At 67.1% G+C, this 11817-nt stretch carries 9 protein-coding genes; 1 reads left to right on the forward strand and 8 read right to left on the reverse strand.

Going from position 1 to position 11817, the window contains the following annotated elements:
* The first annotated feature begins 87 nt into the window (after positions 1–87).
* Positions 88–1509 carry an MFS transporter gene (locus LZC94_32860; GenBank protein ID WXB12628.1) on the forward strand — a complete coding sequence of 474 codons (1422 nt, stop codon included), beginning with the start codon at positions 88–90 and terminating at the stop codon, positions 1507–1509.
* Positions 1510–1905: 396 nt separating this feature from the next.
* Here LZC94_32860 and LZC94_32865 read toward each other — a convergent pair whose 3' ends face one another.
* Genes LZC94_32865 through LZC94_32900 form a run of 8 tightly spaced genes read right to left on the reverse strand, consistent with a single transcriptional unit; the run spans position 1906 to position 11286 of the window.
* Positions 1906–3195, reverse strand: a complete 1290-nt coding sequence (locus LZC94_32865) for a type VI secretion system baseplate subunit TssK (protein WXB12629.1) — start codon at positions 3193–3195, stop codon at positions 1906–1908.
* Entirely contained in the window at positions 3192–4535 is a 1344-nt protein-coding gene (gene tssC, locus LZC94_32870; protein ID WXB12630.1) for a type VI secretion system contractile sheath large subunit, read from the reverse strand. Before tssC ends, LZC94_32865 begins: the two co-directional genes overlap by 4 nt.
* The gene (gene tssK, locus LZC94_32875; GenBank protein WXB12631.1) at positions 4532–5932 is read right to left on the reverse strand and encodes a type VI secretion system baseplate subunit TssK; all 1401 of its coding nucleotides are present in this window, start codon (positions 5930–5932) and stop codon (positions 4532–4534) included. The genes tssC and tssK overlap by 4 nt, the downstream gene beginning before the upstream one ends.
* Before the next feature lie 19 nt (positions 5933–5951).
* Positions 5952–6953 carry a type VI secretion system baseplate subunit TssG gene (gene tssG / locus LZC94_32880; protein ID WXB12632.1) on the reverse strand — a complete coding sequence of 334 codons (1002 nt, stop codon included), beginning with the start codon at positions 6951–6953 and terminating at the stop codon, positions 5952–5954.
* A complete protein-coding gene (locus LZC94_32885; GenBank protein ID WXB12633.1) occupies positions 6950–8623 on the reverse strand; it encodes a type VI secretion system baseplate subunit TssF in 1674 nt (557 codons plus the stop codon). Before LZC94_32885 ends, tssG begins: the two co-directional genes overlap by 4 nt.
* A complete protein-coding gene (locus LZC94_32890; protein ID WXB12634.1) occupies positions 8623–9012 on the reverse strand; it encodes a GPW/gp25 family protein in 390 nt (129 codons plus the stop codon). Before LZC94_32890 ends, LZC94_32885 begins: the two co-directional genes overlap by 1 nt.
* A gap of 3 nt (positions 9013–9015) precedes the next feature.
* Positions 9016–9528 (reverse strand): type VI secretion system tube protein Hcp, encoded by a 513-nt coding sequence (locus LZC94_32895; GenBank protein WXB12635.1) that lies wholly within the window; start codon positions 9526–9528, stop codon positions 9016–9018.
* 39 nt (positions 9529–9567) lie between these two features.
* Complete coding sequence (locus LZC94_32900) at positions 9568–11286, reverse strand: type VI secretion system baseplate subunit TssF (protein WXB12636.1); 1719 nt, start codon at positions 11284–11286, stop codon at positions 9568–9570.
* Positions 11287–11817 lie beyond the last annotated feature (531 nt).

Below are 11817 nucleotides of genomic sequence, written 5' to 3' on the forward strand. Positions count from 1 at the left end.
GCGCTTCATCCATTATACATTTTCGTATGACCTTTCTACGGATTCGTTGAGCACCCGCCCTGCTCCGCGGGATCTACAGAGCCGTGCATGCTCCAATCTCCCACCGCGTTCGCGGCGCGCTCGCCCGCCCGGCCAGGGCTGACCCTGCTCCTCTTGGCCTTTGCGCACCTGATCATCTCCCTCGATTACACCATCGTTTTCGTAGCCCTCCCCGAGATCGGCCGAGGCCTCGGCTTCTCCGCCCAGACGCAGCAATGGGTCATCAGCGCCTATGTGGTGCCCTACGGCGGCCTCTTGCTCCTGGGCGGCCGCGCGTCCGATCGGCTGGGGCGCCGCCGAATGTTTATCCTTGGTCTATTTTTGTATGCCCTGGCATCCCTGATGGGCGGCCTGGCCACGGTCCCGGCGGTGCTCATCGCCGCCCGCGCGCTGCAGGGGGTGGGCGGAGCGTTCCTCTTCCCGGCCACCCTCTCCTTGGTCAACACCACCTTCGCCGAGGGCGCCGATCGAAACCGCGCGCTCTCGACCTGGGGAGGCGCCGGCGCCGGCGGGCTGGTGCTGGGCTCCCTCCTCGGGGGCGTGCTGACGGAGACCTTCGGCTGGAAGGCGGTCTTCTATGTGAATGTTCCACTGGCCGGCATCGGCATCCTGCTCGCATTTACCTTGATCGCCGCAGACGAAGCGCTCACCAAAGGCCGCCGCTTCGACTTCCCGGGCGCGCTGACCGCCACCACCGGCACCACCTTGTTCGTCTTTGCGCTCGTTCAGGGCCCGGAGTCGGGCTGGACGTCGATGGCGGTGCTCGGCAGCGGCACCGTCGCCGTTCTTCTTCTGGTGGCATTCGTGATCATCGAGGCGCGCAGCCGCGATCCGCTGATGGCGTTGCGTCTCTTTGCCAATCGCAACTCGAGCACTGGCGTCATCGTCACATTTCTATTCACGGCCACGTTCTCCTCCCTGGCCTACTTTCTCACGGTCTTCCTTCAAAACGTGCACGGCAACAGCGCATTGCAGGCGGGCCTTGCGTTCATCGTCCCCTGCGCGGTCATCTTCGTAGGCTCCACCGTGGGCGGCCCCATGGCCACCCGTTTGGGCATCCGCACCACCTTGATCTCCGGGCTCCTTTTGGGCGTCGCCGGCACGCTCCTCCTCGGCCGCGCGATGTCTCCCAACGGCAGCTACATGGCCCTGGTCCCAGGGCTGGTCATTCTCAGCCTGGGGCAAGGCATCGTCTTCACCACCATGTTCGCGGCCGCCGCCACCGGCGTCTCCGAAGAGGACCAAGGAATCGCCTCCGGCATCGCCTCCACGGGCCAACAAATAGGCACCGCCATGGGCCTCGCCGTTCTCGTCCCCATCGCCAACGCGGGAACCGCACACCTCTCCGGCGAAGCGCTCCGCGTGGCGTCCGCCGATCGGCTGCGCACGGTCGTTTACGTGATCGCTGCCGGCATCGCCGCGATGATCGTCGTGGCGTTGAATTTTCGAACCGCCGTGGAACGGGGGTGATTCACTTCACGGGGCGGCCGTCGCAGCCCTCGGCTCTCGAGCTCTTCTACGAGTTGGGCATCCCTTTCCGACGCTGTACCCAGTGCGCGCGATGATCCCCACGACCGGGGGCCACCTTGCATGATCTCCCCGCCACCCTCACCAGGAGCTTCTGCGTTCTGGCCAGCAGCGAGCCTCGACGGATGGAATCCCCTCCCTTCTCGTCGGGATGGCACGTCGACCAGACGACGTTCGCCCCACGCGGAGCTCGGGGCCCAGGAATGGCCCCGCAGCCAGCTCGAACGGTGCTTTCTTGTCGCCGGCTCCCCCCATGGGCAGCTCGGGGAAGCCGGGGATCAACGCGTCGAGACCCGCAGGGAGGTTGTTCATGTCTCGTTTTTCCTATCGTTCGATCGATCAGAACGCGCGCTTCACGCCATAGAGAAAGAAGCGGACCCCGGGGGGTGCGCCCGGGAGAAAGAGGAGCACCCGCTTGCGGTCCTCGATATCGAGCCAGAGGGGATCGCGAACGTGAATGCGGTAGACCACGACGTCGCGCCGGGTCGCGAGCACGCCGGGGGGCTCGAACTCCTCCACGATGGCCACGCCGCGCACCGCGGAGGCTTTGAGGCGCCCGATCTCGGTCGGTCCGGCCATTTTGAGCAGGCGCGGCACCTCCCCGCGCAGGTAATGCTCCGGTGCGCGATCGGCCACCAGGAAGGGGCGTTTGCCGACGAGATCGTCGGATTGGAAGGACAGGTCGAAGGTGACCGGATCCACGCGGACGAACTCGAGGCGCGTGGTCTCGTCGCGTGCAGCTTCCTCGACGATGGTTTGAATGCGTCGAAAGAACCAGGGGAAGATCTCGGAGAGCTTCGTGTGCGAATAGCGCGGGCGCTCTTCTTTGGCTCCGAAGATGCGCAGGGCGCCGTAGAAGGCGTTCAGGAGCTCGTACAGCTCCCGTGGATGCGCGTCCTCGCGCGCGCAGTCGGTGAGCAAGGGGAGGTGTTCTCGGAGCAAGAGGCCGAGCTCCATGGGCTCGCGCGCTTCGGGGGTGCCCAAGGAGTCGCGGTCGAGCGGGTGGTTGCCCCGATCGTTTCGCAGCTCGTCGCGCCGGCGTTCGAGGGACGCGATGAATCGCGTGAGGGCGCGGTCGAGCTCCGCGGCGGCGCGGATCCGAAGGATGGTCGGAAACATCGCCGGGTCGAAGCGAAGTCGGTTTCCAATTCGCTGCAGGTGACCGACGAAGAGCACCTCGAATCGATCCATGGGCTCGCCCCCGAAGAGGATCTCCGGTTGGGGGCGCATGGTGCCTTCGCCGGTCTCGATGTAACGCACGGAGCGCACCAGGCCGTCGCCCGCGCTCACGTTGGAGCCGAGACCGACTTTCGGAATGCCCACGAACACGGGCAGCATGGATCCGGTCTCTGGAAACATGGTGGACGCGTTGCGCTCGAGGGGGACCATGCCCGTTTGGTCGACCAGGATGCCGCTCGGAAAAATGGCCTTTAGCCGTCGGAAAACGAGCTCGCCGCGGCCGAGCTCTTCGTCGTCGAGCGCCATTTCGACGATGCCGTGGCCGTGAGGGTGCAGCGATTGCAGCCAATATGCGACCAGGTTTTCGGCGTAAGCGTCGCGCGCCTCCAGGTGGGCCACGTGGAGCTGGAACCTTCGGGGCCAGTGGGGCTTCATCGGAAAAGGCGTCATCGCGTATCGATCCTCCCCGTAACGGAGATTTGAAACTCGTGCTCCATGTGCCGGAGGTGCGGCTGGATGAGCACCTCCATGCGGTACCAGCCGGGCGAGCCGGCCACGTCGCTGGTCTTGATGCGCGCGTAGCGGAGCGGCCGTTGGCGGCGGGTGGCGGGGCTCACGTTATCCATGGCCGCCACATAGCGGGAGATCCACTCGTTGAGATCGGACTCGATCTCCTCGCGGGTTCGATTTCCGCCGAGGCGCTCGCGCTCGATGACCTTGATGTAATGCGCGAACCGCGCCGCGAAGAAGAGATACGGCAGGTGGGTGCCGAGGAAGAAATTCACGGTGGGATCCGTGCCGTCGGCCGCGCGCTCGTCCCGCGCGAAGGTCCTTGGAAGCTGGATGCTCGAGGCGGTGGTGAAGAAGAGTTGGGCGCGGTGCGGATCGCACATGAGCGGAATGAACCCGAGCTCCGCCAAGGTGCCCTCCATGCGCCGGGAGAGCACCACCTCGACGGCGGGCTTCTCGTGCTCGCCGCCCATGGTGGGATGGATATCGCGCACGGGGGGCTCGTCGCCCTCGGAGCCCAGCATGGCCAAGGCCGTTCGATGGCGCGCGAAGCTCTTGGCCAGGCGCACCGCGAATGCGTAGATGGGGCTCCCCCAGAGGTAGTCCTCGGCGCCGTGGGTTCGCTCCTCGTAGACGAAGCTCTCGGCGCCCTCGTGCTCTTCGCCGTAGCGCAAACGAAGGAGGATGCGCGGCAGTAGAATACCGACATAGCGGGCGTCGTCGCTCTCGCGCAGCGCGTTCCACTTCACGTGATGGGTCGAGTCTTCGAAGATCGCGGGGACGTTGGCGGCCGAGGTGAGCGCGGAGAAGCGCTCGAGCAAAAAGAGCGCAGGGGATGCGCCGAGGAGCAGCGGCGCGTGGGCCATGGCGCTGACGGCGGCCATGCGGCGCATCAAGGTCATGTCCGAAGGCGATGCGTCGATGGCGAAGTTGGCAAAGACGGCCGTGTACGGCTTGCCGCCGAATTGTCCGAACTCCGAGGTGTACACGGCGCGGAAATAGCGCGAGGTCGTCACCTCGGCGGCGTCGGCCAGATCGTCCTGGAGCTCCTCTTTCGAGCAGCTCCAGAGATGGACTTCGATATTCTGATCGAACGAAACACGGCTGACGACGTGCCAGAGGCCGCGCCAGGCCGCTTCGAGCCGCTGAAAGTCCGGATGGTGCAGGATCGAATCGACCACGCGACCGATGCGCGCGTCGAGATCGGCGATCATCCGCTCGATGGCGGCCCGCGAGGGCTCGGCGCGCGAGGGCTCGGCGCGCGACGGCTCTGCGCTCACAGGAGCCTCGGATCGACGGCATAAAGGTGGACGGTGACATTGGGAATGAGCGCGTCGATCCCCAAATGCCCGGACCGCAAAACCGCCTCGAAGGCTTCGGACGTCTTATCGAGCCGGAAGTACACGGTGCCCGGCTTTTGCGGCAGGGACGCGGGAGGAACCGCCAGCGGGAGCAGCGGTACACCGGCCACGGCGGCCTGGCGCACGTGCGCCAGCTGGTGCCATGCGGCGAGCCGGAAGGTGCGCGGGACGTGGGTGCGCAGCATTTCGGTGTCGGGGCCGACGACGCAGAGAAAGAACTCGTTGCGGAAGATGGTCGGCTCGAGCAGCTCGACGTGGTACGTGTTCGCGTCCACGTGATGGACCGGGATGCGCCGGTATTGCTCGGCGCCGAGCGCGTCGAGGATGGCCACGATGGTGTCGAACAGGAAGTGGAATGTCTCGCCCAAGGCGCGGTAGCGAAACGGCGGACAGGTGGGCTCGCGCTCCGGGGTGAAGGCGGAGAGCGCGCCATAGAGGCGGGCCAAGACGCGATAGACTTTGTGCGGGTGCTCGTGCCCTTGCTCGACGATGTCGGCGAGGGTCGCGATATGGGAGCTCACCACGCTGAGGGTCCAGCGGCGCCAGGTTTCGGTCGAATCGCGCGCGGTCATGCTCTCCAGCGCGTTCTGCTGGTTCAAGAGGGCCGCGAGGACCCTGCGCAGCCCCTCTTCGAGCGGCCGCGAAGCACGGATTTGGAGGACCGGGGGGACGTACGCTTCGTCGAAGGTGATTTGCCCGTCCCTGCGAACGACGCGCGCGATGGGCAAGGTGACGAAGTCGTCGAGGCGGTCGTGCTCGAAGAGCAGGGTGACATTGTATCGAAGGCGGCCTATCTCCACCGGCTCGCGGGTGCCATTCTGGAGATCGGCCACGTGGATGGAGTCGCGGGTGTACCTTCGGTGCGAGGTGGGATCCTCCTCGGGGTCGACGTTTTGCGTCCCCGGGTGCACGTGCGGAACGCCTACGTAGACCTCGAGCGACTCCCCTTCCTCGAGATGGTGCACGATGCGGCTCGGGGCCCCGGGCGCCTCCTTGGTTCCGCACGCGATAGGAAGACCGCCGGGCAAAATGGCGCGCAGCTCGCGAAGGGATACGTGACCGGAGGAGATGGCCTGCTCGTCCACGTCGACATGAAGGATGCCCCACGTATGATTGAATAACGCATCGATGTGCGACGCGACGAACGCCTCGTGGTAGCTATCTTGAAATTGGAAGTGGTGCGGCATCAGCTGCATACCCATCTTCCAATGCGGCTTATCGAGCGCGGAGGTGCGGTTCGGGGAGGCGTCATCGCGCTCCGCGTCGCGGGCGAAAGCGTCGTTCAACGAAGGATCTTCGAGCATCGGCTGGGCCATGGGTAAATCTCGTGGGGAATCAAAGGACGAACGTTCGGGTCACGGCGTTGGGGTCGAGCTTGACGCGCACGTCGACGAATGCGCCGGACTCCGAGGCGCCATCCGCGGTGCAATAGGTGTCCAGGCCGAGTCGGGCGCCGGTGGGAGCGCCGAGACGGCACGGTGGTGCATCGCCGTCGGCGACCTTGGCCTCGAGCTCGGCCTCGACCGAAAAGAGCTGGAGGGTGAGCGCGGTCAGCTCCGCATGCAGCTCTTCGCCCGGCATGAGCGACGCGTAGGTGGCGCCATCCAAAGGGCCCACGTGCACGCGGACGAGCCCCTCGGTGTCCTCCGCGTCATGGCCGCAAAACACATCGATCCCCAGGCGGCTTCGTTCGGATCCCAAGCGCGACTGCTCGCGGCGGGTCAGCGCGACGATGCGAGGGACGTTGCACCGGAGGCGCACGTTCCACACGGGGTAAAGGCGGCGCAGCAGCTGCTCGGCGCTCGTCGCGTCGATGGACTGCGGCTGGCCGCGCTGATGGTCGGCGAGGCCCAACGCCACCATGGGCGCGAGCGGCTTCTTCGTGCCCTCGGGCGCCCAGGCATCGACCCCGACCAGCGCGCGCAAACCTCGGCTGAGCGGGTCGCGCCCCTCGCGATCGAATCCGCCCTCGAGGGTGCGGGTCTTCCACATGTCGAAGAGCACACGGATGGCGCGGTCGTGGAAGACGTCGCAAAACGCGCGCAGCGCGCCCTCGTCGTCCCCGTGCTGCATGTCCTCCGTCCACTCGAGCGGCATCGGGGACGCGGTCCCCACCAGGCCAAAGCATTGGATCGCCATGCGGGCCTGCGCGTGGCCCTCGTCCCATGCGAGCGAGGCGACGTCGTGGGTCGGGAACGCCAAATCCGCGGTGTGCTCGAAGGTGATGGCGGGGGGTTCGCTGCGAATGTCGGTGCCGAGCAGGTGCTCGAGCAGGCGCACCAGCGCGAAGAATGGGAACTGCCGCGCCTCGGCCACGAGATGGGCCATGTCGCTCATGAACGCACGCTCCGCGGCCAGCGAACCGTCGATCCGCTTCGTTTGCAGAGAATATCGCACTCGTAAAAGCGATTGAGGCTCGTCTGCGCGTCGAGGACCGCGTGCAGGACGCGGGCGAAGAGCGCCACGTCGCCTTGGCCGCGAAACGAGGTCTCGTCGAGGGTCAAGGTCGCGCGGTAGCCGCGATGGGCACCGCGGCTGGCGATGGAAACGTCGAGGGCCTCGATGGCGCGGATGCGCGCGAGGTTGGCGCGAACGAGCGCGGGATCGACCCCTTGCCGGGGGAGGCGGCCGAGGAGAAGGCGCTGCAGGGAGGCTCGCGGATCGCGTTGCGGCACCGCGCCGCGGTGGAGGGCGTGGAGCGCAAACTCGGGGCCCGCGGGCGCGGGGACGTACGGGGACGCGGGGGTGAGGCTGCGAATGCGCGCACCGTGCGGGATGCCCGGCCCTCCCTCCAGCCGATCGCCGGGCCGAAGATCCGCGGCGCGATCGCGGTGCGTGGCCAAGAGATCGACCATGAGCACGTGCGGTTCGAGCAGCGGCTTTTCGCCGTGCGGGCTGGTGATCGATACGACGAGATCGGGCTCGGGGCGGCCGCGAAACTTCACGAGCTCCGTGGAGAAGGCGTACGGAAACTCCCCGGGCGCGGCGGCCGCGGCAAAGCGGCGCAGCGGGGGCACCACGATGCTGGGCCCTCCACCGTCGCGGCGAACGGCCGCGACTCGGGTCACCGCGTACACCGACGCGCGCTCGCGCGAAAATCCGGCCACGCGCAGGGGAAAACGCGACATGGCCGGATCGACGGTGCGCGGCTCCGAGGTGGCTCGAAACAAATTGGTCGCAGGGACGGCGTGCACGCGAAGGTCGTCCTCGCCCAGGGTCCCGCGCGTCGGGATCGGTGCATCGAAGCGGAGGGTCACGGTGGCCCGCGCGCCGGCACCGCGCAGCGCCGCGCGTACCGCGGGGAGCCGGAAGAAGGCGAACTTTTGCGGCAAGAGGAAATATTCGCGGAGGAACTGCGCGCCCGTGGGCGGACCGTCGGGCTCGGGCGCGAGCGCATCCTCCGCGCGGAGGCCGTACGGCTCGGCGGCCTTCACCGACTTTCGTACCTGGGCGCCGGGGAGCTCGATGGTGACACTCGCCGTGTGCCTCAGCACGTGCTCGACCAGCGCGAGCGCGGATTCGCGCGGGCCGTCCACATAGATGCGAAGGTCGTCGCCCACCGCGTGGGCCAGTGGAACGGCGGCCGTGGCCGCGAGATCGAACGAGAGGCCCTCGGATGTGAGCCGCGCCCGCTCGGCGCGGTACGGGCCGAGATCGACGCCGGCCGCGAGGGTGAAGATGCACCCCGAAGGCGTGTGGACGAGGGCTCCCGCCGGCACGTGCGTCGCGTGGCTCGCGTCCGAGAGCTCCACGAGGGTGGCCGCCGGAAAAGGCCGGCTCAAATCTGGCGCGACCAGCTCGCCCAGCGCGCGGTAGCTCTCGCCCTCGAAGCGGCGGCTCTGCTCGAGCAAGGTGGCGCCGAGGTGAAAGAGCCCCTGGCGAAAGCGTTCGACCTGCGGCTCCGACGAAGGCCGGCCGAGCCTCCCCGCGAGCGCCGGGTGAGCCTGGGCGAACTCACGCGCCGAGATCAGCAAGGTACGAAGTGCGCTCTCCGGGAACCTCGCCATCAGCGCACGCTCCAGAACCCGTTCAAGCTCAAGGTCGCGGTGAGCTGCACCGGGACCGCTTCATTTCCCACCACCAGCCACCCCGCGATCCGCACGCCCACGGCGCGTTTGGGCCACTCGGCGAACGTGGGGATCACGCGCGGCTCGCGGAGCCGAGGCTCGTAACGGCGAAGGCTCGCGACCAATGTCTCGCTCCACCGCTCGATCACGTCGGGGAACGAGGCCCCGAGCGCGGTCACCACCACGGCGCCGTATCCCGGATCGCACGGCACGCCGCCCATGCGGGTTTGGCAGAGGGCTTCGATGTCGGCGCGGACTTCCTCCCGCTGGTACTGCCAGGATCCGTCCGAGCGCGGCTTCGTCCCTGCAATCTCGTCGAAGAGGCTCATGGCCTACGACGCATTCTTCTCGTAATTGGCCACGGCATCGCCCCCGCTGCCCTTCACCTTGAACTCGATGGCCTGAGGTACCAACCCAATATGCTCCAAGGTGGGCTCGGGATCGCTCCCCTCGCGCCACTCCGCCGTGTTGCCGAAGCGCAGCTCGACGTGGGCCACGACGACGTTGGTGAGCTTCATGGTGGCGAACACGTGCTCCTGCTCGCTGGCGTCGTATCGGACGAACTCGAAGAGGACTTCGTCGATATGGCGATTGGTATTCCAAACTTCCTCCAGGAACTGCGCCGTCGAAGGCCGCCATTCCCGAATGACGGTGATCGGCTCGTGCTTGGTGGCGGAGTACGTATCCCCTTTTTGACCGGTGTCCTGCGCACGCTCCCCGCGGAATCGCACCGCCAGGACCGCCGACCACTTTTCACGGCCTTTGCGGACCCCCGTATCGTCCCCCAGGAAGATACCGCTCTTGGAGCTCTTCGCCTGCATATACGCCAACGCCTTCGTATTCATCGGTACCTTCCGCTTCGACGGTCCGCCCGCTTCAATCGCTCAACCAAGAGGAAATGGGAGACGCTCCCCCGGGCGCGGTGCATACTCGGCAAAGACCCGCCGGCGCGCACCTCCACGAACCAACGTGAGCCTCGAAAAATCGATGGCCTCACTTCGCTCCGCCAGCGCGCGCGCGAGCAGGGCCCCCACGAGCCAGGCCTCCCCTTCGCTGCACGCGCCCAGGCCGACGTCGACCTCGAAGGCGTCGCCCCACTGCAAGGTTCGACCCGACAAGGTATGCTCGCGCGCGCGCCGCATCTGGAGAAACTGCGGCCGCCGAACGCGCGCTTGCCCATCTTGCGCCTCCGAGAGATCGTGGAGCCCGACGAACGCGGTGAGGTGAACCGGATCGGCGAGCTCCCTCGCCGGCATCCGCGCATACGCGCTCACCCGGGTCGCGTGATTTTGCCCGAGGGGCGCGCGGTGCGAGGGCGATACGCGCGAAATGTTGGTGAGCCCGTGGCTGGGCGAGCGCACGTCCCCCAGCCCCAACGCGGCGGTGAGCGCTCCATCCGTCGCCAGCACCTCGCCCTCCACGATCCCGGCCGGCGCCGGCGCAAAGAACCGCTCGAGCGTGGCGAAGGACACCAAGAGCTCGCCGCGCGCCGCATGCGGTGACTGCTCGAGGCGGTAATACACATCGTCGGGATCGAAGGCGTGGGGCTCGCCCGGGGCTTCCCACGAGGCGATCGGCCGCCGGCCTTCCGCGTCGGAGCGGGCCTCGACGAACATCGAGCGCACGTGCAGGATTTCGGCGTGCGGGCGGCCCGCGACCGCGAGCGGCCACTCCGACTCCTCACGCACCGTGCGTATCGGCTCGATGGCCGCCGCGTAGTGGTTCGTGGCCGGCGTGCAAAAGAGCCGAAAATTTTCGCGCGAAAGCGCCGCGCCCTCCTCGACGACGCGCGCCAGCGGCAAGGTCAGGGTGAGGGTGGCGAGGTTGGTGCGCGGCACCCCGGTCACGTCGAGCTCCAGAAACGAGAAGCTCTCTGGAAACGAATGCAGATCGCGCAAAAGGGTGCCCGATCCGAATCGATCCACCGGCGCGGACGTGAGCGGGGGCTCGTCGGTATCGACGCGGACCCATCGAAGCACCGTCGGAGGGAGGGTCGACTCCAAGGGCCGGGCGCGCTGGGGCCGTGAGCCGCTCACCAAAATGGGCTCGCCCGCCGTGCGCAGCGCATGCAAAAGGTCGAGCGCGACCCTCCGCGGCTCGACGTGCACGTAGATCCGCAATTTATCGGGTAGAACGCCCCCGAGCGCGACCCCGCCGAGGCCTCCGAACGTGATCCGAAGCACTTGGCGCTGCGCATGGATGCGGTCGACCCGCACGTCGGCGACCTGCATGGGCGCAGCGACCGCGGACCACACGGCCTCGAACGGCAACGCCACCCCGCCCACCTGGGCCGAAATCACGTGCCCGCGTACATCGCGCGCATCGGCCTCCCGAAACGACCGTTCGAGTATGGTCGAGGATGGGCGCGGCCGCAGGGCCTCGGGGAGGGCCGCCGCAACGAGAGGACGGGTCAGCGCCTGGTCATCCGTCTCCAAGCTGGCCAGCGCCGACGCCACCACGAACGCCCCCGACTGGACGAGCCGCGCCACCCGCGCATCGACGTCCACCCCATAAAGCCGCTCGAGCCGTGGATCCCGCTGGGCCAACCGCCGCAACCCCGCCCACATGGCGTTCGACTCCCGTTCGAATAGGTCCCGAAGCATCGCTCTCCCTTCCCCATGCTCGTCGGCCGCCGGACCGAATCCGTTCCCTACTTTCGGTCACTTTTTGCCAATGCCGCCGTGGTTGCCACGGTTGGGGTACCCCGGATGACGATGTCGGACAGGTCGATCCCGCGCTTCGTTCGCCCCGACCGCGGGCGCGAGGAGAGGTGCCAAGCCCGGGCGCATTCGAAGCCGCCGTCGGCCGCACCGGTGACGCAAGCCACGTCGTCCAGAAACGGGTTCGGAGACCGAGCGTGCGCGGGGAGCGGGGGTGGGGAGCGACCGCGCGCACTCCATGAAGCGCTCGGGACATTACGTATGTCCGAATCGTAACTTTCGTTATTCGTCGACCTGCCGCCCGGGCCATAACGCATTTCATTCACGAAATGCGAAATCATTTACGACCATCATCGCACAATGGCGCGTTTGGCGCGTTCGCCGGAGCCCTGCGATTGCACCATGTCCGATAGGACATTGTCCGCGCACCCGCTCATTCACGAAATGTTCGTTCGACGAACATTTCAATGCACG

It is taken from the genome of Sorangiineae bacterium MSr11954, from assembly GCA_037157815.1.
Taxonomy (GTDB): domain Bacteria; phylum Myxococcota_A; class Polyangia; order Polyangiales; family Polyangiaceae; genus Pendulispora; species Pendulispora albinea.

Excerpts from the sequence above, each read along its gene's own strand:
- LZC94_32900 (WXB12636.1), bottom strand. The coding sequence starts at position 11,286 with ATGCTTCGGGACCTATTCGAACGGGAGTCGAACGCCATGTGGGCGGGG.
- LZC94_32895 (WXB12635.1), bottom strand. The coding sequence starts at position 9,528 with ATGAATACGAAGGCGTTGGCGTATATGCAGGCGAAGAGCTCCAAGAGC.
- LZC94_32860 (WXB12628.1), top strand. The coding sequence starts at position 88 with ATGCTCCAATCTCCCACCGCGTTCGCGGCGCGCTCGCCCGCCCGGCCA.
- tssK (WXB12631.1), bottom strand. The coding sequence starts at position 5,932 with ATGGCCCAGCCGATGCTCGAAGATCCTTCGTTGAACGACGCTTTCGCC.
- LZC94_32885 (WXB12633.1), bottom strand. The coding sequence starts at position 8,623 with ATGGCGAGGTTCCCGGAGAGCGCACTTCGTACCTTGCTGATCTCGGCG.
- LZC94_32890 (WXB12634.1), bottom strand. The coding sequence starts at position 9,012 with ATGAGCCTCTTCGACGAGATTGCAGGGACGAAGCCGCGCTCGGACGGA.
- tssG (WXB12632.1), bottom strand. The coding sequence starts at position 6,953 with ATGAGCGACATGGCCCATCTCGTGGCCGAGGCGCGGCAGTTCCCATTC.
- LZC94_32865 (WXB12629.1), bottom strand. The coding sequence starts at position 3,195 with ATGACGCCTTTTCCGATGAAGCCCCACTGGCCCCGAAGGTTCCAGCTC.